The sequence below is a fragment of the Martinezella sp. CNPSo 3957 genome, assembly GCF_057784395.1.
Genome location: NZ_JBXSOU010000001.1, coordinates 965,449 through 987,782, shown reverse-complemented (window position 1 = coordinate 987,782; position 22,334 = coordinate 965,449). Strand labels below are relative to the sequence as shown.

Genomic DNA, 22,334 nt, shown 5'->3' with positions numbered 1-22,334 from the left:
GCTCCATCCATACATCTTCCGAGGAGAATATCATGTCCAACGCGTCCGTCGAAAAATGGGGCGTCTTCGAAGCGGCCTTCAACGGTCCTTCGAGCGGCAATCCCTATCTCGATGTGGCATTCGATGCCGTCTTCAGCCAGAACAGCCGCGAGATCCGCGTGCCCGGCTTCTACGATGGCGACGGCGTCTATCGCGTTCGCTTCATGCCGGACAATGAAGGCGATTGGTCGTTCCGCACGCGCTCGAAGACATCGGAACTGGACGGCAAGACCGGTTCTTTCGTCGCGACCAAGCCATCCAAGGGTAACCACGGCCCCGTGCATGTCCATAACAAGTTCCACTTCGCCTATGCCGACGGCAAGCCTTTCCTGTCGTTCGGCACTACCTGTTATGCCTGGACGCACCAGCCGCTCGAGATGCAGGCGCAGACGCTCGAGACACTGAAGAAATCGCGTTTTAACAAGATCCGCATGGGCGTCTTCCCCAAGGACTATCCCTATAATGTCAACGAGCCGCTCTACGCCTGTTTCGAAAAGGGTCCGGACGGCAAGGAAGACTTCGATCGGCCGAACCCTGTTTCCTTTCGCCATTTCGAAAAGCAGGTCGCAGCGCTCTGCGAACTCGGCATCGAGGCCGATATCATCATGTTTCACCCCTATGATCGCTGGGGTTACGCTGACATGTCGGCCGAGCAGGATTTCCGCTATGTCGCCTATCTCGCGGCGCGGCTTGCCGCCTATCGCAATGTCTGGTGGGCGCTTGCAAACGAATATGACTTTCTTCTCGACACCAAGCCGCTGCAGCAATGGGATCGCTATTTCCACATTCTCGAAGAGAACGATCCCTATGGCCGTCTGAAGTCGATCCACAACGGCGAGCCAACGATGAACTTCGATCATCGCAAGCCGTGGGTCACCCATACCTGCATCCAGAACTGGGACGTGAAGCGCACGCAGGAATGGCGCGAGGCCTATGGCAAGCCTGTTGTCAACGACGAGCCGGAATATGAAGGCAACATCATCCAGTCCTGGGGCAATCTGACGGCGCAGGAGCTGGTGCATCGCTTCTGGATCACCGTGACACGCGGCGGCTATGCCGGCCACGGCGAAACCTATTCGCATCCGGAAGACCTGATCTGGTGGGCAAAAGGCGGCGAGCTGCGCGGCGAGGCGTGGAAGCGCATCGGCTTCCTGCGTGACTTGCTGGAGCAGGATGTCGTCAACGGCCTCGAACCCATGTCCTCTTATGGCGAATGGCCATGGACGCGCGTTTCCGGTGCGCGCGACGGCGATGTCAGCTACATCTATCTCGGCGAGCACCAGCCGGTCATCTGGTCTACCGGCCTGCCGAAGGACGGGACCGACTATGACGTCGACATCATCGACACATGGGAGATGACGATCACACCTGCAAAGAAGGTGGAAGCGCCCATCCCGCATCCGACGCGCCATGGCGCAATCGTGCGCGGCGGCAAGGCGGATGCGGCCTTCGGCGTGGAACTGCCGGGCAAGCCATACCAGGCGTTGCGCATCCGCAAGAAGCATTGATCCAAGGGAAGAATGTCATGTCCGGATTGACCATCAAGAACGTCAGGAAGTCCTACGGCGCAATAAACATCATCCATGGCGTCGATGTGGAGATCTCGGACGGCGAATTCGTCATTCTCGTCGGCCCATCTGGCTGCGGCAAGTCAACGCTGCTGCGGATGATTGCAGGGCTGGAAGACATCACCGGCGGTGAGATCTCCATCGCCGGACGGGTCGTCAACGATCTGCCACCGAAAGATCGCGACATCGCCATGGTGTTCCAGAACTACGCGCTCTATCCGCAAATGACGGTAGCGCAGAACATGGGCTTTGCGCTGCAGCTTGCCGGGGCGAAGCGCGCCGAAATCGATCAGAAGGTCGGCGAAGCCGCCAAGATCTTGGGCCTCCAGCCATTATTGGATCGCAAGCCCGCTCAGCTTTCCGGCGGCCAGCGCCAGCGCGTCGCCATGGGCCGGGCCATCGTACGCGACCCCAAGGTCTTCCTCTTCGATGAACCGCTTTCCAATCTCGATGCCAAGCTGCGCGTGAAGATGCGGGCCGAAATCAAGGCGCTGCATCAGCGCCTGAAGACGACGATCGTTTACGTGACGCATGATCAGATCGAGGCCATGACCATGGCCGACAAGATCGTCGTGCTGCAGGGCGGGAAGGTGGAGCAGGTCGGCTCGCCGCTCGAGCTTTACGACCGCCCGAGAAATGTCTTTGTCGCTGGCTTCCTCGGCTCACCAGCCATGAATTTTCTCGAAGGCAAGATCACGGGCGGTGCATCGCCGGAGTTGGTCCTACCAACCGGCACACGCATCCAACTCGCCAACGCTCCGGCTCAATCGGAGGATCGGGAGGTTTTTCTCGGCATACGTCCGGAAGATATTTCCTTCGCATCGGAGGCTGGCGTTACCGCAACCGTGACCGTCGTCGAACCCACTGGCTCGGAAACGCACGTGGCGCTTGAGTTGGAAGGCAAGGAATTGACGTGGGTGATGCGGGAGCGCGCCGAACTCGCACCGGGGCAAACGATTCAGATATCGCTCAAGACGCCAAACCTGCACTTCTTCGACAGGGCCAGCCAGCAACGACTGTAGGAAACAGCGCCTGGCGGACCTAAATCACTCAGCTGCGCGCCTTTGGGTGCCATTCATGACCGAAAAAACGCGTTTGACGAAGGCATCGCCGTCGAACTGCCGCGCAGCTCCCTCGGTCACATGATCAGGGCGATCGAATATGAACGTCTCGATGTTGACGACCGGCAAGTTCAATCGCGTCCGCACGTCCCCGATCATCGCGGTATGCGTCACCACCAGGTGACAGCCGGTTGGATCGAACCATTCCTGAAGACCGGTTGTCGGTATGGCTGCGACCGTCAATCCCTGTTGCGACAAAAGCGAACTGATGCGCGAGGCAATCTGCCGATTATCCAGACAGATCAGCACATCGGTCTGCGAAGGGGACGGCGCATGGTTAGCCAGCATCAAACAACCTCTCGTTCACTCACATGCCCGAATATAATGATTCGGCAGGTAACGGGGTGTTATAAGTTGTTACATTTTGTTTCAAAATTAAGGCAGTTCCCACAGCCATATCGCAGCGACGGAACTTCACCTATCACTTAAGACATCCAAGGTACTGCATTGACACCATGAATTTTATCGGCAAACCGCAAAAATGTCTGGAGTGATAACGCGGCTAAAGTCGACAATCCCAATGATCTCACAGAAGCGAGCAATAGCGCAGCGCGTCGTAAATCGCGGCATGGATATTGCGGCTTGCGATCGCATCACCGATGCGGATCAGATCGAACGAACCGGCCTCGTTCTTGACGGGCAGCGGCGATCGCCTGGCGATCAATGCGGGATAGTCGACAGCACCGAGATTGCGCGATAAAGCCTTTAGCTCAAGGTAAAGTTCATCATTCGCCACGGTGCCATGCTCGACGACGACCTGGGACACCCGCCGCTCCCATTGCGTCTCCTCCGAGAAATCGGACCCCAGAACCGCAACGAGTGCATTGCCGTCGCGGCGCACCGATTTCAGGCGCGTATTGATGGTGACCCGGACATTCTTCTCGGCGAAGGTCTTGGCATAGGGCACATGGTTCATGCCGCCCATCTCGGGGGCGAAGAAGCGCTCCGGCGAGACGAGTTCCAGTTCGGCGCCGCCATTGGCAATGACTTCTGCCGCCGACATGCCCGGATGTCCGCCATTGTCATCATAGAGCAAGACCTGGCCCTCGGTCTTTACCGCGCCGGCCAAAATATCCCAGGATGAGGTGACGAGGCTGTCGCCGCTCTCCAGCTCGGGAGATTGCGCGATACCGCCCGTCGCCACGACGACGAGATCAGGCTCGAACGCCATTACATCGTCAGCTCCCGCATAGACGTCGTAGTGGATCGTGACGCCCAACCGCTCCAGCTCCGCAAGCCGCCAGTCGATGATGCCGATCATCTCCTTGCGGCGCGGGTTGCGAGTGAGCAGATTCACTTGCCCGCCGGCCTTGCTGCCCGCCTCCAGCACGTTGACCTCATGGCCGCGCTCGGCCAGCACGCGCGCCGCCTCCAGGCCCGCAGGGCCGGCACCGATGACGACGGCCTTGCGTGATGTTGCTGCCCGCTCGATCCGATGCGGCATTTCGGCCTCGCGGCCGGTCGCCGCGTTGTGAATACAGAGCGCCTCTCCGCCCTCATAGATGCGGTCGAGACAGTAGGTTGCGCCGACGCAGGGACGGATATTAGCCTCCTGCCCGGACATTACCTTGTTGACGATATGCGGATCGGCGATATGGGCGCGCGTCATGCCGACCATATCGAGCTTGCCTTCCGCGATCGCATGACGCGCCGTCGCGACATCGCTGATGCGGGCGGCGTGGAAGACGGGGAATTTTGTCGCAGCCCTCACCTCACCGGCAAAATCGAGATGCGGTGCCGAGGCCATGCCCTGGATCGGAATGACATTGTTGAGCGCCGCGTCGCTGTCGATATGGCCACGGATGATATTGAGGAAATCGATGTTTCCCGACGCAACCAGCCGCCTGGCGATCTCGACGCCTTCTTCCCGCGAAAGCCCCTTCTCCCAGTCCTCGTCTGCCACCATGCGCATGCCGACGATGAACTCCGGGCCGACCGCCTTGCGAATGGCCTCGGTCACCATCATCGAGAACCGCATACGGTTTTCAAGCGAACCGCCGAATTCGTCGTCACGCCTGTTCGTTGCCGGTGACCAGAAGCCGTCGGTCAGATGGCCATAGGCCTCGATCTCGATACCGTCCAGGCCGGCTGCCTGCATGCGTTGCGCCGCCGCGGCAAAGTCGCCAATGATCCGTTCGATATCCCAGTCTTCAGCTGCCTTCGGAAAGGCGCGATGCGCCGGCTCGCGGATTGGCGACGGCGCCAGCACGGGCAGCCAGTCACCTTTGTTCCAGCCGGTGCGACGACCGAGGTGGGTCAGCTGGATCATGACAGCAGCCCCGAACTCGTGACAGTCGTCGGCAAGCTTCTTCAGCCAGGGCACGATCTCATCGCGATAGGCATGCAGATTCCCGAAGGCCGGCGGCGAATCCGCCGAGACGATCGCCGAGCCCGCCGTCATGGTCAGCGCGATACCGCCCTTAGCCTTCTCGCGGTGATAGAGCCTGTAGCGATCCGTCGGCATGCCGCCTTCCGAATAGGCCGGCTCATGCGCCGTCGACATGATGCGGTTCTTCAGTGTCAGGTGCTTGAGCTGATAGGGCTGGAGCAAGGGATCGTTGGAGGTCATGTCGCTTTCATCGCTTTTATGAAGTCGAGGCTCGAACCGCTATCTTTGCTGAGACAAGAGGTTATGGCTATAGCCCATTGACGGGTGCACGACGGCGGCGGCTATGCCGCAGATCGATCGCGGTGTGCCAGACGATCGTTGCGAAGATGATCGCCCCACCGATAAAGGTGGCAACCGGCGGCATCTCCGAGAAGAAGAGCCATACCCAGAATGGCGTCAGCACGATTTCCATCGAACTGATAAGTGCCGCGTCGGCTGCAGGCATCTTTCTCGAACCGAACAGGAAGAGGACAAAAGCGAGCGCGAAATTCGTCGCCCCGAAAGCGGCGAGCAGAAGCCAGTTGTGAATGTCCACCGAGCTTGTCGAGGCAAAGGGCACGAAGACGACGAATGTCAAAAGCCCGCTGACGACACTCGACGGCAGGATCGGAATGCTGGGGTCCATGCGCGGAATGACGATGATGAGGGCGAAGGTGACTGTCATGCCGAGCGCTAGCAGATCGCCGACGCCCGTACCGCCGCCGATCGATGAGGCAACGATGACCGCCACGCCGACGAGGCAGATGCCGCCAGCGATCAAGGTCCGCTTCGCGACCCGCTCCTTCAGCATGGTCCAGCTGAGGAAGGCGGCGATGAACGGTGCGGTCGCGTAGATCATGGTCACATTGGCGACCGTCGTCATATAGAGCGCGCCGATGAAGCAGGCCTGGCTGATCGTCTGGCAGACCAGCATCGCCAGCCCGGCGGGATGAAAGATCGATGCCCATTGCCGCCTGGAGAACCCGCCTTCGAGGAAAAAGCTGGGAACCAGCAGGAACAAGCCGCCGAACAGCGATCGCCAGGCGATCGCCGTCCATATGTCCGTGGTCAGAAGGCGCGCGTAGATGCCGCTGCAGCTCCACGCAAGCATTGCTGTGGCCACGAGTATGACGCCCCTCTCATAATCGCTGGCAAAAGCGGAGCGGGTCGGAAACTGGAATGTCATGTATGGACTCAAAGAATGAGCAGAAGGAACGCCCTTGTGTGCGCCGATATTTGACATCAGGCAAACGAATAGTAGAGATAGTAGCTATCAGAAATATTTGTGACCCGAATGCGCGACCCCATTGAGAGCGACCTGCTGCGGACGTTCCTCGTCATCACCGAGACGTCCAATTTTTCCACGGCCGCTCAAAGGATCGGCCGCACGCAATCGGCGGTCAGCGCCCAGATCAAGCGGCTCGAGGATACGATCGGCGAAACGCTTTTCGAGAGAAGTGCCCGGGGCGCCGTTCTTACCCGCGCCGGCACTCAATTACTTCCCTACGCGCAACGCGTGATCGAACTTCTGAACGAGGCGGCGGCGAATATCCGCACGAAGCCCCTGGATGGGCCGGTCCGAATCGGGATTCCCGAGGAATACAGCCAGACCATTCTTCCGGCCGCCTTGGCCGCGTTCGCAGTCAGGCATCCGGCAGTCGAAGTCACGGTCTCCTGCGATTACACGGCACATAATCTGGCCGCGCTGGAAAAAGACGAACTGGACCTCGCCGTCGTTTTCGATTGGAACAACCAGAGCAAAGGCGAAGTTCTCTGTGTGGACCCAACTGTCTGGGTGACATCATTGGTGCATCGTGTGCATGAGGCGACCCCAATGCCAATCGCTGTCTATCGGGATTCGACATGGTGTCGCGATTTCGCTCTGAAATCATTGGAGCAAATCGGGCGGCGTTATCGTATCGCCTTTATAGCCGATACAAGCTCGGGCTTGAAGAACGCCGTCTCCGCCGGGCTTGCCGTGACCACGCTGTCGCGCAGCAATATTCCGCATGGCTGTCGTGAACTGACGGGTGATGACGGTTTCCCGCCGGTCGATTCCTCCCGCGTCGTGCTTCGACGCAATCCCTATCATTCGAGCGAAGCGATCCGGGAACTGGCAGAGATGGTGCGCGAGGCCTTTCGTCCTATGTCGGCTCTGCTGCAGCCGTAATGCGCCGGCGCAACCTGCGGCGCGTGCCGGACGGGCTTTCCGAGAAGCTGGCACGGTAACTGCGCGAAAAGGCTGATGCCGAATTGAAGCCGGTCATGGCGGCAATCTCGGCAAAGGAGGCTTTCGTCTCGATGACCTTGCGCCGCGCCGCATTGAGCCTCAGCGCCAGATAATGCACATGCGGCGGCGCTCCAATACTCTCTTGAAAGAGCGCCTGCAGATGGCGCGCACTGACACCGACGCGGCGGGCGAGACGCGTGAGAACCAGCGGCTGCTCGATATGGTCCTCCATCAGGTGGATGGCTTGAGCAACTCGCGGATCGCGCATGCGCAGGCCAGCCGTCGATGGCGAAAGTTCTGCCACACTCTGCGTGCTTGCCGGCTCGTAGATGAACAGCCGACTAACTTCGAGCGCCAGTGAATAGCCCTGCCGCCGCCGGATGATTTCGAGCATAAGATCGACCGTCGGCAACGAGCCGGCGGTAGTGATCCGCTTGCCGTCGATCACGTAGCGATCCCTAACCGCGCGCACCTGCGGATAGGCGAGCGCGAAATCGTCGTAATCCTCCCAGTGGACGGCAGCGGAGACATTGTCCAACAAACTTGCTTCAGCCAGCAACCAGGTCCCTGATTCGACGCCGGCGACCATCGAGCGATGACGCGCGGTTTGAGACAATTGCATTTTCAGCGCCTGTGTGGCGCTGCGCCGCCAATTATAGCTGGCGAGCACGAAAAGCGGTGTCGCATCCGATGTCGGGCGAAAGCTGGCGCAGGCCGGCACCGGAATAAGGCTCGTCGTCTCAGCGGGAGAGCCATCCGGCGTGAAAAGGCGCCAGCGGTAGAGCTCGGCTCCGGAAATGCGGTTGGCCCCGCGCAACGGCTCGATCACCGACGCGATCAAAATCAGATTCGTCTCCGGAAGGATCAGGAGGTCGATGTCGAGCGTCTCATTAGCCGATGTCAGCATTCAGCAATCCTTCGAGAGTTCCGAAACTGTATTATACGCTTCCGATAATGCAAAGCATGTCGATGTCTCATGGCTCGTAATGTCCTCAATATGAGGGAGAACAAAAGATGCCTCTTGCGATGAATCGCGATGTCTTCATCACCTGTGCCGTAACCGGCGCCGGCGACACGGTTTCGAAATCCAGCCATGTTCCGATCACTCCCAAGCAGATCGCCGACTCCGCGATCGACGCCGCCAAGGCTGGGGCGGCAGTGGTTCACTGCCATGTCCGCGATCCGGAAACGGGCGCTGCCAGCCGCCGCAACGAGCTCTACAGGGAAGTCACGGACCGCATCCGTTCGGCAGACGTCGATGTCGTGCTGAACCTGACCGCCGGCATGGGCGGCGACTTGATTTTCGGCGACGTCGAGAGCCCCCTACCCCTGAATGCCAAGGGCACCGATATGGCCGGCGCCACCGAGCGCGTTAGCCACGTCGCCGAATGCCTGCCGGAAATCTGCACGCTCGATTGCGGCACGATGAACTTCAATCTTGGCGACTACGTCATGACCAACACGCCTTCGATGCTGAGGGCCATGGCGAAGAAGATGACCGATCTCGGCGTGCGCCCGGAGATCGAGGCCTTCGATACCGGTCATCTCTGGTTTGCCAAGCAGCTTGCCGAGGAGGGCTTGATCGAGGATCCGGTCCTCATCCAGCTCTGCATGGGCATCCCCTGGGGGGCGCCCGATGACCTCAACACCTTTATGGCGATGGTCAATAACGTTCCCAAAAGCTGGACCTTCTCGGCCTTTTCCATCGGTCGCAACGCCATGGCCTATCCGGCGGCGGCGATCCTTGCCGGCGGCAATGTCCGCGTCGGGCTGGAAGACAATCTCTATGCCGGAAAGGGCATGCTCGCGACCAATGCGCAGCTCGTCGAAAAGGCGGTGCAAGTGGTCGAAGGCATGGGCGCACGCATCATCGGCCCCGAAGATGTTCGCAAGAAGCTGAAACTGACGAAGCGCTGAGGCCCCGATGACCAAGATCAACAAGGCGGCCTGCATTGGCGGCGGCGTCATCGGCGGCGGATGGATCGCCCGCTTCCTGCTGGCTGGCATCGATGTCGATGTCTACGACCCGCATCCGGAGGCGAAACGCATTGTCGGCGAAGTTCTGGCGAATGCGGAAAAAGCCTATGCAATGCTGACCGGTGCTCCGCTTCCGCCGCGCGGCAAGCTCACATTCAGGGACACGCTGGAATCCGCCGTTGATGGCGCCGACTGGATCCAGGAAAGCGTGCCCGAGCGGCTGGACCTCAAACGCAACGTGCTGACGCAGATCGATGCCGCGGCAAAGCCAGATGCGCTGATCGGTTCTTCCACATCGGGGCTGCTACCAACCGACCTGCAACGCGACGTGCGCCATCCCGAGCGCCTGTTCGTCGCCCATCCCTATAATCCCGTCTATCTCCTGCCACTCGTCGAGATCGTCGGCGGAGAAAAGACCAGCGCGGCGACGATCCAGGCGGCAATGGAGCGCTTGCCGCCCATCGGCATGAAGGGTGTTCATATCGCTAAGGAGATCGAGGCCTTCGTCGGCGATCGCCTGCTGGAGGCGCTGTGGCGCGAGGCGCTGTGGCTGATCAAGGACGACATCTGCACTGTCGAGACGCTTGATGATGTCATCCGTTACTCCTTCGGCCTGCGCTGGGCCCAGATGGGCCTGTTCCAGACCTATCGCATCGCCGGCGGCGAAGCGGGCATGCGGCACTTCCTGGCCCAGTTCGGCCCTGCCCTGCAGTGGAACTGGACGAAGCTGATGGATGTCGTCGATCTCGACGATGCCCTTGTCGAAAAGATCGGCCAGCAGTCGGACGAACAGGCGGATGGTCTATCGATCCGCGAACTCGAGCGTATCCGCGACGAGAACCTCGTCGGCATCCTTCAAAGCCTGAAGGGAAGCCATGGCGGCAAGGGCTGGGGCGCCGGCAAGCTGCTGAAGGATTTCGAGCAGCAGCTTTGGGCCGCAGGTGGCGGAGCGAAGCAGGGGCTGGACGTTACAAAGCCGCTGCGCCTGATCGACACCAAGGTCAGCCCGGCATGGGTCGACTATAACGGCCATATGACCGAGCATCGCTATCTGCAAGTCTTCGGCGACACGTCGGATGCTCTGCTGCGACTGATCGGCGTCGATCTCGATTATGTGGAACGCGGCCACAGCTACTATACGGTGGAGACCCATATCCGCCATCTTGGCGAGGCCAAGCTCGGACAGGCCATCCATTCGACGGCGCAGATCCTCGCATCTGACGAAAAGCGACTGCATGTCTTCCATGCGCTGCACGACAGCGCGAACGGCGATGTGATCGCCACCGCAGAACAAATGCTGCTGCATGTCGACGCGAAAGCAGGCAAAGCCGTCGCCGCACCGGAGGAGGTGCTGGCGAAGCTCAGGCCGATTTCTGCCGCACACGCAGCCTTGGCCACGTCGGAAGGAGCCGGCCGTCATGTGGGACAAAAACGCTAGGAGGAAGCGATCGTGAATTTCGGGCTCAGCGAAGAACAGGAGATGATCGTCAAGACGGTCAGGGACTTCGTCGAGACGGAGATCTATCCGCATGAAAACGAGGTCGAGCGTACCGGCATCGTGCCGCCTGAAATCGGAGACGAGATCAGGCGCAAATGTATCGAACTCGGCTTCTATGCCTGCAATTTTCCCGAGGAAATCGGCGGCGCCGGGCTCGATCACCTAACCTTTACGCTCGTCGAACGCGAGCTCGGCCGTGGCTCGATGGGTCTCACCGTCTTCTTCGGACGCCCTTCCGGCATCCTGATGGCCTGCGAGGGTGAGCAGCGCGAGCGCTATCTTTTGCCTGCGGTGCGTGGCGAGAAAATCGATGCGCTCGCGATCACCGAGCCGGATGCCGGCTCGGACATGCGCGGCATGAAATGCACAGCAAGGCAGGATGGTGACGATTTCGTGCTCAACGGCACGAAGCATTTCATTTCGCACGCCGATGTCGCCGATTTCGTCATCGTCTTTGCCGCAACCGGCGAAGAGGACACGCATCGGGGCGTCAAGAAGAAGATCACGGCCTTCCTAGTCGATCGCGGCACGCCGGGCTTTGACGTCCTTAGGGGTTATGACTCGGTTTCCCATCGCGGCTATCACAACTCCATCCTGAACTTCACCGACTGCCGCCTGCCGAAATCGCAGGTACTCGGAGAGGTGCATAGCGGCTTCGATCTTGCCAATCAGTGGCTTTACGGGACGCGCCTGACGGTCGCCGCCACCTGCGTCGGCAGGGCACGCCGCGTCTTCGATCTCGCCCTGCCCTATGCGGCTGAGCGCAAACAATTCGGCAAGCCGATCGGCGCCAATCAGGGTGTCTCGTTCAAGCTTGCCGACATGATCACCGAGATCGACGCGGCCGATCTGCTCACGCTGTCAGCCGCCTGGAAGCTCGATGCCGGCATCCCGGCCAATCGCGAGATCGCGTCCGCCAAGCTCTATGCCTCGGAAATGCTCGCCCGTGTCACCGACCAGGCGATCCAGATCTTCGGCGGCATGGGACTGATGGACGACCTGCCGCTTGCCCGCTTCTGGCGCGACGCCCGCGTCGAGCGCATCTGGGACGGCACCTCGGAAATCCAGCGGCACATCATCAGCCGCGACCTGCTCCGGCCGTTCGGAGCATGAAGTCATGACACCGCGCTCGCTCGATCGCCTCATTCGCCCCAGAACGATCGCCGTCTTCGGCGGCAGAGAGGCGCGGCGTGTCATCGAGCAATGCGACCGCATGGGGTTCGCCGGCGAAATCTGGCCGGTGCATCCGACACAGGAAAGCGTGCTCGGCCGCCGCTGCTACCGGTCGGTTGCCAGCCTGCCTGACGCGCCGGACGCCGCCTTCGTCGGCGTCAACCGGACGCTCACCGTCGAGATTGTTCGTGATCTCGCAGCCAGAGGCGCCGGCGGCGCCGTCTGCTACGCTTCCGGCTTCAGCGAGGCCGTGGCGGAACTGGCTGATGGCGCGGACTTGCAGCGCGCGCTGGTCGAAGCGGCAGGTAGCATGCCGATCGTCGGCCCGAACTGCTATGGCATGATCAACGGCCTGGACGGCGCCCTGCTCTGGCCCGATCAGCACGGCATCGTCAGAACCGAGCGCGGCGTCGCGATCCTCACGCAATCCTCCAATATCGCCATCAATCTCAGCATGCAGAGAAGGGGCCTGCCCATCAGCTATCTGATGACGGCGGGCAACCAGGCGCAGACCGGCCTCTCGGATCTCGCCCGCGCCGTCCTTGAAGACCGGCGTGTCACGGCTGTGGGACTGCATATCGAAGGCTTCGGTGATATCAGGGCACTGGAAGCCCTCGCCATGCGCGCCAGAGAGCTGAGGAAGCCCGTTATTGCGCTGAAGGTCGGAAAATCCGAACAGGCGCAGCGCGCCACCGTCTCGCATACGGCCTCGCTTGCCGGCAGCGACGCGGTGGCAGACGCCGTTCTCGATCGCCTCGGCATCGGCCGCGTCGCGACTTTGCCGGAACTCATCGAAACGCTGAAACTCCTGCATGTTGCCGGCCCACTCGAAAGCAACGCCATCTCCTCGATGAGCTGTTCGGGCGGCGAGGCATCGCTGATGGCCGATGCTGCCGTCGGCCGCAATGTCGAATTTCGCGCGTTGAAAGCCGAACAGCTTCCTGCCCTGCGCGCAACCCTTGGCCCGATGGTAACGCTCTCCAACCCCCTCGATTACCACACCTTCGTCTGGGGCGATCTGGCCCGACAGACGGAGGCTTTCAGCGCCATGTTCGCGGGCGGCTATGCCCTCAATCTGCTCGTGCTTGATTTCCCGCGTGAGGATCGCTGTGATGGCGCCGACTGGATGATTACGGTCTCGGCCGTTGCCGCGGCCGCGAAGCAGACGGGGGCCAGCGCCGGCATTCTGGCGACGCTGCCGGAAAACATGCCGGAAGCGATCGCTGAGCAGTTGATCCAAGCCGGCATCGTGCCGCTCTGCGGCATCAGCGAAGCGTTGGCGGCGGCGGATGTTGCCAGCGGGATTGCCGATGCCTGGAGAAAGCCGCAACCATTGCCGCTTCTCAGCACACGGACGGAGACAGGTGAAATCGAGACCTTGAGCGAGGCCGAGGCCAAGGCCGAACTTGCAGCCTTTGGCCTCGCCACGCCGCGCGGCGAGACAGCATCCACGCCAAGCGAGGCGGCCGAGTGCGCGGAACAACTCGGATTCCCGGTCGCACTCAAGGCGCTCGGTGTCGAGCACAAGTCCGAGGTTGGCGCGGTCAAGCTCAACCTATGGGATAAGAACGCAGTCGGAGATGCGGCCGACGGCATGGCTGGTGTCGCACACGGATTCCTTATCGAGCGGATGATCGATTGCCCTATCGCGGAGCTGATCGTCGGCGCGGTCCGCGATCCGGTCGTCGGCTTGACCCTGACAGTCGGCGCGGGCGGAATCCTCGTGGAATTGCTTGAGGATTCCGTCGTTTTGCCGCTCCCCGTGACGAAAGCCGAGGTTCTTGAGCGGATTTCGCGGCTGAAGGTTCGCAAATTGATCGAAGGCTATCGCGGTGGCGCGGCAAGCAACCTGGAGATTGTAGCCGACGCCGTCCTATCAGCGGCAGAATATGTCGTAACGAACGCCGCACATCTTGAAGAACTAGACATTAATCCATTGATGGTCCTAGCAGAATCCCGAGGCGTTGTTGCTGCGGATGCCCTTATCCGACGAAGGAGGTAGCGGAAGTTGCAAGACCCCATTCGAACCCGCTCCGAAGACGGCATCCTCGAGGTCATCATCGACCGGCCCAAGGCCAATTCCATCGATCTCGCGACCAGCCGCAAGATGGGGTTGATCTTTCGCGACTTTCGCGACAACCCGGATCTGCGCGTCGCCATCGTCACCGGCGCCGGCGAAAAATTCTTTTCCGCCGGCTGGGATTTGAAGGCCGCGGCCGCCGGCGATGCTGTTGACGGCGACTATGGCGTCGGCGGTTTCGGCGGCATGCAGGAACTCCGCGACCTCAACAAGCCGATCATCTGCGCCGTCAACGGCATCTGTTGCGGCGGCGGGCTGGAGATTGCGCTCTCCACCGATCTGATCATCGCCGCCCCGCATGCGACCTTCGCGTTGCCCGAGATCCGCTCCGGCACCGTCGCCGACGCGGCATCGATCAAGCTGCCGAAGCGCATTCCCTATCATATCGCCATGGACATGCTGCTGACCGGCCGCTGGCTCAATGTCGAAGAGGCGCATCGCTGGGGCTTCCTCAACGAGATCGTCATCGCCGACAAGCTGATGGACAGGGCCTGGGAACTCGCCCGCCTGCTCGCAAGCGGGCCGCCGCTGGTCTACGCGGCGATCAAGGAAATCGTTCGCGAAGCGGAGGGTTCGACGTTTCAGACTGCCATGAACAAGATCACCAAACGGCAGTTCGCAACCGTCGACCTCCTCTATTCGAGCGAAGATCAATTGGAAGGCGCACGGGCTTTTGCCGAGAAGCGAGCCCCCATCTGGAAAGGAAGGTAGAGGCGGCGGCAACCGCTGAATTTCCCGCATGCTCGCGGGCGACAGGCTTCAGGCGGAAGAGGAACCGTGACCTGAAGTGGCTTGCTCGATAGCTTTGTCAACACGGCAAGAAGAAGGAACAGGGGAATGAACGACTATACGAAATATCTTGCAAGCCGCGTCACCGCGGGTGGTCTCAGCCGCCGCGAATTCATGGGACGCGCAATGGCAGCGGGCGTGACTTTGACGCTCGCCGACAAACTTTTTACCGAAAGTGCAATGGCGGCCGAACCGAAGCGCGGCGGCCATCTGAAGCTTGGTCTTGAAGGCGGCGCTGCAACCGATTCGAAAGATCCGGCAAAATTCCTGTCGCAGGTCATGTTCTGCATCGGCCGCTGCTGGGGTGACATGCTGGTGGAATCCCATCCGCTCACGGGTGCCGCCGTTCCGTCGCTCGCAGAATCCTGGGAGCCGTCGAAAGATGCCGCAACCTGGACCTTCAAGATCCGCAAGGGCGTCAAGTTTCACAACGGCAAGGAACTGACGATCGACGACGTGGTCGCCACGCTCAAGCGCCATACCGATGCGAAATCGGAATCGGGCGCGCTGGGCGTCGTGAAGTCGATCAAGGAGATCAAGGCCGATGGCGACAACCTCGTCCTGACGCTGACCGAGGGCAACGCCGACTTGCCGTTGCTCCTGACCGACTACCACCTCGTAATCCAGCCGAATGGCGGTTATGACGATCCCCTCGCCTCGATCGGCACCGGTCCCTACAAGCAGCTCAGCTTCGAGCCCGGCGTGCGCGCCACGTTCGAGCGCAACAAGGACGACTGGCGTACCGACCGCGGTTTCGTCGACAGCATCGAAATCATCTGCATGAACGATGCCACAGCCCGCATCGCGGCGCTTTCGTCCGGTCAGGTCCATTACATCAACCGCGTCGACCCGAAGACTGTGGATCTTCTGAAACGTGCGCCGAACGTCGAGATCCTGGCTACCGCCGGCCGCGGTCACTACGTCTTCATCATGCATTGTGACAAGGCACCATTCGACAACAACGACCTGCGTCTGGCGCTGAAATACGCCATGGATCGCGAGACCATGGTCAAGAAGATCCTCGGCGGCTACGGCAAGGTCGGTAACGACTTCCCGATCAACAGCACCTATGCGCTCTTCCCCGAAGGGATCGAGCAGCGCAAGTACGATCCCGACAAGGCCGCCTTCCATTACAAGAAGTCCGGCCATAGCGGCTCGGTATTGCTGCGCACCTCCGAAGTCGCCTTCCCCGGCGCCGTCGATGCGGCCGTTCTTTATCAGGAAAGCTGCAAGAAGGCCGGCATCAACATCGAGGTCAAGCGCGAGCCGGGCGACGGCTACTGGACGAATGTCTGGAACGTCCAGCCCTTCTCCACCTCCTACTGGGGCGGCCGACCGACGCAGGACCAGATGTATTCCACCGCCTACCTGTCGACAGCGGACTGGAACGACACGCGCTTCAAGCGACCCGACTTCGACAAGCTTCTGCTTCAGGCCCGCTCCGAACTGGACGAAGCCAAGCGCAAGGAGCTCTACCGCACCATGGCAATGATGGTGCGCGATGAAGGCGGCGTCATCCTGCCGATGTTCAACGATTTCGTGAACGCCTCCACCAAGCAGGTGAAGGGTTACGTTCACGATATCGGCAACGACATGTCGAACGGCTACGTGGCGACCCGCGTCTGGCTCGACGCCTGAAGCGGACGAGAACGCCCTCATCTCCAACGCAGCCGGGACCGCGAAAACTTTTCGCGGTCCTCCCGACGTTTCAAGCAATTTCAGGAAAATGCGCAGCTGTTTTCCGTTCGGAATTGCGTAAAACAACAAGAGAGAGCGGCACAGCGATTCCTGTAAAACATGGAACCGCTCTCAGTGCGAGGCATCGGCCATGTCCAATTCACCTCCCGGAACCGTTCTGCCGGGGCTGAGGTTCAAGCAGCGCTTTCCGCTGCTGGCCCTCATTATCGAGCGTTGTGTGCTCAGTATCATTCTGCTGTTTGCGGTCTCGGTCCTCATCTTCGGCGGGCTCGAAGCCCTGCCCGGCGATTTTGCAACCACTTATCTTGGCCAATCGGCAACGCCGCAGGCCGTCGCCAATATCCGCGAAGAGCTTGGCCTCAACCGGCCCGTGGTTACCCGCTATGTGCAATGGCTCGGCAATGCCGTCCAGGGTGATTTCGGCACCTCCTGGGCCAGCAAGAATTCCGTCGGCGAGCAGATCGGCAAGCGGCTCGGCAACTCCCTGTTTCTCGCCGGCTTTGCCGCGTTGATTTCAGTGCCGCTGGCGGTCTGCCTGGGCATGCTGGCGGTCCATTTCAGGAACCGATTGCCTGATAAGATCATCAATGTCATCTCGCTGGCCGCGATTTCGCTGCCGGAATTCTTCATCGGCTATCTCCTCATCATGTTCTTCTCGGTGAAATTCGGCGTTGCGACCTTTCCGGCGACGGTTTTCGACGGCATGGGCTTCGTCGAGCGGCTGAAGGCCATCGCGCTGCCAACCGCAACGCTTGTTCTGGTCGTGCTTGCGCACATGATGCGCATGACGCGTGCGGCCATCCTTTCCGTGATGTCCTCGGCCTATATGGAAACAGCGGAGCTGAAGGGCCTCTCCGCCTTCCGCGCCATCGTCAAGCACGCCGCCCCCAATGCGCTGGCACCGATCATCAACGTGATCGCGCTGAACCTTGCCTATCTCATCGTCGGCGTCGTCGTTGTCGAAGTCGTCTTCGTCTATCCCGGCATGGGCCAGTATATGGTCGACGCCGTGACGGTGCGCGACATGCCTGTCGTCCAGGCCTGCGGCCTGATCTTTGCCGCCGTCTACATCTTCCTCAACATGACGGCGGATATTCTCGCCATCGTCGCCAACCCCCGTCTGAGGCATCCGCGATGAGATTGAGAGATATCCCCATCACCGCCTGGATCGGCATGATCGGTATTCTAATTGCCTTCATCTGCGCGATCTTCGCACCCTGGATCGCCCCTTTCGGCGAGACGGAAGTCGTGGGCAATGTTTGGCAGCCGGCCGATGCGCAATATTTCTTCGGATTAGACAATCTCGGCCGCGATATCCTGTCGCGTCTGATCTACGGCACCCGCACGACGCTCTTCGTCGCGCTGGCGGCAACGATCATCTCCTTCTCGCTCGGCATTATCCTCAGCTTCACCGCCGCCGTCTCCCGTGGATGGATCGACACGGTCTTTTCGCGCTTCAACGATCTGATGATGTCGATCCCGACACTGATCTTCGCGCTCGTCGTGCTCGCCGTCCTACCGCAGAGCCTGATCGTGCTGATCCTTGTCATGGCCATTCTCGATTCCACCCGCGTCTACCGCCTCGGCCGCGCCGTGGCGCTCGATGTCGCTGTCATGGAATTCGTCGAAGCGGCCAAGCTGCGCGGCGAAGGCAGGATCTGGATCATCTTCCGCGAGATCCTGCCGAATACGCTGTCGCCGCTGCTGGCCGAGTTCGGGCTGCGCTTCGCCTTCTCGATCCTGTTTCTCTCCACCCTCTCCTTCCTCGGCCTCGGCATTCAGCCGCCGGCGGCCGACTGGGGCGGGATGGTCAAGGACAACAAGGACGGCATTATCTTCGGCATTTCCGCCGCGCTTGTGCCCGGCTCCGCCATCGCGGCGCTGGCAATCTGTGTCAATCTGGTGGTCGACTGGCTCTTAAGGCGCACCTCCAGCCTCAAGGGAGGGCGTGGCGATGCCTGAGCTTCTTTCCGTTCGCGGTCTCAAGATCGAGGCGACCAGCTATCCACCGGGCGAGCCGCCGAAGCGCGTCACCATCGTCGACGGCGTCTCCTTCGACCTCCAGAAAGGCAAGGTGCTCGGGCTGATCGGCGAGTCCGGCGCCGGCAAATCCACCATCGGCCTTTCCGCGCTTGCCTATGGCCGAGGCGGTGCGGAAATTACCGGCGGCCAGGTATTGCTCGATGGCGCAGACATCCTGCCGCTCGGCAAATCCGGCATCCGCAGGATTCGTGGCGCACGGGTCTGTTATGTCGCGCAATCGGCAGCGGCCGCCTTCAATCCGGCGCATCGGCTAGGCGATCAGGTGATCGAAGCAACTGTCAAGCATCGCCTGATGTCCAAGGAAGAAGCGAGAAAGCGCGCCCTCTATCTCTTCCGCGTGCTTGGCTTGCCCAATCCGGAAACCTTCGGGGACCGCTATCCGCATCAGGTCTCCGGCGGCCAGCTGCAACGCGCCATGACCGCCATGGCGCTCTGCTCCAATCCCGAACTGATCGTCTTCGACGAACCGACGACCGCGCTCGATGTCACTACGCAGATCGACGTGCTCGCGGCGATCAAGCATGCGATAGAGGAAACGCATACAGCCGCGCTTTACATCACCCATGACCTTGCCGTCGTGGCCCAGATTTCAGACGACATCATGGTGTTGAGGCATGGCAAGACGGTGGAATATGGCAGCGTCCAGCAGATCATCGAGGAGCCGCGGCAGGATTATACCCGCGCCCTCGTCAACGTCCGTCAGGAGGCCCGAGCGGAAGCCGCCGAGCAGACGAGCGCGCTTCTGAAAGTCGAGAATATCAGCGCGCAATATTCGAATGGTTTCAGAGTATTGCACGATGTTTCTCTACACGTTCCTAAAGGCCAGACATTGGCGGTGGTCGGCGAGTCCGGCTCCGGAAAATCGACGCTTGCGCGCGTGATTACCGGCCTCCTGCCGCCGAGCGATGGCCGGATTTCCTTCGACGGCAAGCCGTTGACGCCCGCCTTGAAAGACCGCTCGCGGCAGGAATTGCGGCGCATTCAGCTGATCTACCAGATGGCCGATACTGCCATGAACCCGCGCCAGACTGTGCGCGATATCATCGGCCGCCCGCTGACCTTCTATGACGGCCTCCGTGGCACAGCGAAAACAGCACGCGTGAAAGAGCTGCTGGATCAGATCGAGATGGGCAACGGCTTCATCGACCGTTACCCGGCCGAGCTTTCCGGCGGCCAGAAACAGCGCGTCGCCATCGCCAGAGCGCTTGCGGCCAAGCCCGAACTCATCCTTTGCGATGAGCCGACCTCGGCACTTGATCCGCTGGTTGCCGAAGGCATCCTGAAACTGCTCTTGAAGCTGCAGGAAGAGGCGCATCTCTCCTACGTCTTCATCACCCACGATATTGCCATCGTGCGCGCGATCGCCGACAGCGTCGCGGTGATGCATCGCGGTAAACTCGTCCGCTTCGGTCCGAAATCGCAAGCGCTGTCGCCGCCCTTCGACGATTACACCGACTTGCTGCTGAAATCCGTGCCGGAAATGGAGATCGGGTGGCTGGAGCGAGTGCTGACGACGCGGAAGATGGAGAGCGCCGGAAATTGAGAGCTAGATTATTTCAATCCCGTGACGTCAGCGCGTAAGGCGCGCGCTGATTTCGCGGGCAAGCGTACCGGCGTTGCGGCCGATAATCATGCTCTGGTGGTTGCCGGCAACATCGACCCAGTCGGCATGCGCGAGAAAGCGCCCCCATATGGTCTTGGGATCGCAATCGACCGGTGAGCCTTGCAGGCTGCGGTAGAAGGTCAAATCGCCGTCATAACGGTTTGGTTTATAAAGACCTTTCATGCGCAGAAGTTGTCTGGCAGCCGCATCATAAAGTGGCGGATAATCGCCCATCCATTGCGGCGCCAGTTCCGGATAATAGGCCGTGCGGGGGTCGGCGTAGCGAAAAGAAAGTGGTTTCAATTTCTTCGCGAGGAATTCCCGCCGCTCGATCATCGGCCTATGGGCCTGAGTTGATGTTCGATGGCGTGGTTGAGGATCGGTCTTCTTCAGATTCTTCTTTCGGGTACGAGCTCGTCTCCAGCGTTGCCACATGAAGCTGCCCCAGGTCAGCAGCGGCCATTCTTGCTCGCCCAAGGGGGTATCGAGCATGCCGAGGAACGCGATCTTTTGCCCTTGTGCCCTCAACGCACGCGCAAGTTCCAAGGCAAAAACACCGCCGAAAGAATAGCCGAGCAATCGATAGGGTCCTTCAATTCCCGCTGCCCGCAACGCTTTCAGCGTGCTTTGAACCTCGTCTTCCACTCTTGCCGAATGGTGACGATCGCGGTTGAAGGCCGTCAATGCCACGCCGAGAATTGGCCCCGAAAAGCGGATTTCCCTGATGAGCTGCTGCATTTCCAGGAAGCAGCTTGCTCCGCCAGCAAATAGCAGTAGGGGTGCACTACCTTCGCCGCGTCGGAGCTCTATGATTTTCGGCGAGACTGAGAGGTCTTCGTGATTGGAAATTGCAAGGCTGAGGGCATCAAGGGTGCGATGACGATAGAAGACATTGACATCAAGCTCCTCGCCGGTTTCGCTCCACAAATGCTTGATGAAATTCAAGACACGGTTGACTGAGATAGCTTCGGGAATGTCTGCGTCATGGCGCAAATCAACCTTTGCTTCTTGGCGAAATAGATCGCCGACATAGCTATGAGGGCTGGGATCTGCATCCGTTCTCGCAGAGAAAAGCATCTAACCGCCCCTGAATATCAAAGCATGTGCCGCCAACCTCAAGATTGACTACAATCTTATAAATCGACTCTTAATATATTCTGTAAAAGCACAACTTTCTATTGTATTCGAGAGTTTTCGCCCTTGAACGGCCGAAGACTAACCAAACCGGGCAATCGGCTCCTCAATATTCTGCCGGCACCGCATATACCTCTGCGGATGGATCGGCGAGGAATGAGCGGACCGTCGGCGGCAGCCGGCGTGACGATAATGGCAGGGGTCCGCAGCGCGACAGAAGTTCACGAAGGTCCGGCTCGGTGCCGACATGGCGCCAGATCATCCGCGACGCATAGGGGAGGTTTTCCTTTCGCCAGGAAACTCCCATTGTCGTCCCGCGCAGATAGACGCGCTGGTACTCGTCGAATGGCAGGAGAATCGTCTGTGACAATATGGGATTCGGGCCGACCACACGCTCGGTAATGAAGATCCGGTTTCGATAGAAAGCTGCCAAACCCACATATTTGGAAAACTGCTGGATGCCGTTTCCGGGGTCACGCAGGCGCTCCATCGATTTGACATGCACCAGCCCGCCCTGCTCGATAAGGCGGCTGCACGAACAGACAACCATTCCGGGCCAGGACGGCGAGCGATGATAGGTCTGGAAATAGCCGATATGGCGCCGGAGCGCGGTTAGATCGCCGGGGAACGCCTTTAACAATTCGGAACTTTGATTGAGGTCCAGGGCTGGTTTGCGAAGCCGCTCGCGAAAGAGCCTGGGAGCGAGACCAAAGTCGGCTGCGTCGAGATCGAAGTACTTGGCGATACGCGCGAGATTATGGGCAGACGGCCGCGTCTGACCATTGATATATCGGTTGAATTGTTGCCGGTTGATATCGATTGCACGGCACAGATGCGAAATGGAGCGCTGCGTTGCGCAGGCAATTTTAAGGTTCTCAACCAGGTGAGGCATCCGTAACTCCGTCTTGGAATGAACTAGCGTAAACTCGCTTAAAGATGCGTCAAGTCGCGAAATTGCGTGAAGCAGCCTGACCTCTACGTTTCCTCCCAACAACGTTGAAAAAGGGAACTGC

The 22,334-nt window shown here is 60.1% G+C and carries 18 protein-coding genes; 12 read left to right on the top strand and 6 right to left on the bottom strand.

What is annotated here, in order from left to right; all coding sequences use genetic code 11:
- Positions 1-32 precede the first annotated feature (32 nt).
- On the top strand, positions 33-1,547 hold the full coding sequence (locus tag AC13QE_RS04600; protein ID WP_488482767.1) for a DUF5060 domain-containing protein: 1,515 nt from the start codon (positions 33-35) through the stop codon (positions 1,545-1,547).
- A gap of 17 nt (positions 1,548-1,564) precedes the next feature.
- Entirely contained in the window at positions 1,565-2,629 is a 1,065-nt protein-coding gene (locus AC13QE_RS04595; protein ID WP_488482766.1) for an ABC transporter ATP-binding protein, read from the top strand.
- Between the two features lie 24 nt (positions 2,630-2,653).
- Here AC13QE_RS04595 and AC13QE_RS04590 read toward each other — a convergent pair whose 3' ends face one another.
- The 3 genes from AC13QE_RS04590 to AC13QE_RS04580 form a co-directional block, all read right to left on the bottom strand.
- Entirely contained in the window at positions 2,654-3,016 is a 363-nt protein-coding gene (locus tag AC13QE_RS04590) for a hypothetical protein (RefSeq protein WP_488482765.1), read from the bottom strand.
- Between the two features lie 238 nt (positions 3,017-3,254).
- On the bottom strand, positions 3,255-5,297 hold the full coding sequence (locus tag AC13QE_RS04585) for an oxidoreductase (RefSeq protein WP_488482764.1): 2,043 nt from the start codon (positions 5,295-5,297) through the stop codon (positions 3,255-3,257).
- 67 nt (positions 5,298-5,364) lie between these two features.
- Positions 5,365-6,282, bottom strand: a complete 918-nt coding sequence (locus AC13QE_RS04580; protein ID WP_488482763.1) for a DMT family transporter — start codon at positions 6,280-6,282, stop codon at positions 5,365-5,367.
- A gap of 108 nt (positions 6,283-6,390) precedes the next feature.
- On the opposite strand from AC13QE_RS04580, the gene AC13QE_RS04575 reads away from it, so the two are divergent.
- Complete coding sequence (locus AC13QE_RS04575; RefSeq protein WP_132718343.1) at positions 6,391-7,266, top strand: LysR substrate-binding domain-containing protein; 876 nt, start codon at positions 6,391-6,393, stop codon at positions 7,264-7,266.
- Here the strand turns inward: AC13QE_RS04575 and AC13QE_RS04570 are convergent.
- Complete coding sequence (locus AC13QE_RS04570; protein ID WP_488482762.1) at positions 7,241-8,233, bottom strand: GlxA family transcriptional regulator; 993 nt, start codon at positions 8,231-8,233, stop codon at positions 7,241-7,243. The genes AC13QE_RS04575 and AC13QE_RS04570 overlap by 26 nt on opposite strands.
- Before the next feature lie 107 nt (positions 8,234-8,340).
- Between AC13QE_RS04570 and bcoG the strand changes: the two genes are divergently transcribed.
- The 9 genes from bcoG (at position 8,341) to AC13QE_RS04525 (ending at position 20,127) form a co-directional block, all read left to right on the top strand.
- Positions 8,341-9,243: a 3-dehydrocarnitine:acetyl-CoA trimethylamine transferase BcoG gene (gene bcoG / locus AC13QE_RS04565; protein WP_132718338.1), complete on the top strand. Its 903-nt coding sequence runs from the start codon at positions 8,341-8,343 to the stop codon at positions 9,241-9,243.
- 7 nt (positions 9,244-9,250) lie between these two features.
- Complete coding sequence (locus tag AC13QE_RS04560) at positions 9,251-10,741, top strand: carnitine 3-dehydrogenase (RefSeq protein WP_488482761.1); 1,491 nt, start codon at positions 9,251-9,253, stop codon at positions 10,739-10,741.
- Between the two features lie 12 nt (positions 10,742-10,753).
- Positions 10,754-11,914, top strand: coding sequence for an acyl-CoA dehydrogenase family protein (locus AC13QE_RS04555; RefSeq protein WP_488482760.1), 1,161 nt, complete (start codon positions 10,754-10,756; stop codon positions 11,912-11,914).
- Between the two features lie 4 nt (positions 11,915-11,918).
- Entirely contained in the window at positions 11,919-13,976 is a 2,058-nt protein-coding gene (locus AC13QE_RS04550; protein ID WP_488482759.1) for an acetate--CoA ligase family protein, read from the top strand.
- Positions 13,977-13,982: 6 nt separating this feature from the next.
- Positions 13,983-14,765 carry a carnitinyl-CoA dehydratase gene (locus tag AC13QE_RS04545; RefSeq protein WP_488482758.1) on the top strand — a complete coding sequence of 261 codons (783 nt, stop codon included), beginning with the start codon at positions 13,983-13,985 and terminating at the stop codon, positions 14,763-14,765.
- Between the two features lie 126 nt (positions 14,766-14,891).
- Positions 14,892-16,481, top strand: a complete 1,590-nt coding sequence (locus tag AC13QE_RS04540; protein ID WP_488482757.1) for an ABC transporter substrate-binding protein — start codon at positions 14,892-14,894, stop codon at positions 16,479-16,481.
- A gap of 190 nt (positions 16,482-16,671) precedes the next feature.
- Complete coding sequence (locus AC13QE_RS04535; protein WP_132718327.1) at positions 16,672-17,679, top strand: ABC transporter permease; 1,008 nt, start codon at positions 16,672-16,674, stop codon at positions 17,677-17,679.
- Positions 17,676-18,503, top strand: a complete 828-nt coding sequence (locus tag AC13QE_RS04530) for an ABC transporter permease (protein WP_488482756.1) — start codon at positions 17,676-17,678, stop codon at positions 18,501-18,503. Before AC13QE_RS04535 ends, AC13QE_RS04530 begins: the two co-directional genes overlap by 4 nt.
- Positions 18,496-20,127, top strand: a complete 1,632-nt coding sequence (locus AC13QE_RS04525; protein WP_488482755.1) for an ABC transporter ATP-binding protein — start codon at positions 18,496-18,498, stop codon at positions 20,125-20,127. The genes AC13QE_RS04530 and AC13QE_RS04525 overlap by 8 nt, the downstream gene beginning before the upstream one ends.
- Before the next feature lie 27 nt (positions 20,128-20,154).
- Here the strand turns inward: AC13QE_RS04525 and AC13QE_RS04520 are convergent, their stop codons facing one another.
- Together AC13QE_RS04520 and AC13QE_RS04515 are read right to left on the bottom strand one after the other, a co-directional pair.
- Complete coding sequence (locus AC13QE_RS04520) at positions 20,155-21,264, bottom strand: thioesterase domain-containing protein (RefSeq protein WP_488482754.1); 1,110 nt, start codon at positions 21,262-21,264, stop codon at positions 20,155-20,157.
- A 163-nt stretch (positions 21,265-21,427) separates the two neighbouring features.
- Positions 21,428-22,213 carry a helix-turn-helix domain-containing protein gene (locus AC13QE_RS04515; RefSeq protein ID WP_488482875.1) on the bottom strand — a complete coding sequence of 262 codons (786 nt, stop codon included), beginning with the start codon at positions 22,211-22,213 and terminating at the stop codon, positions 21,428-21,430.
- Between the last annotated feature and the right edge of the window lie 121 nt (positions 22,214-22,334).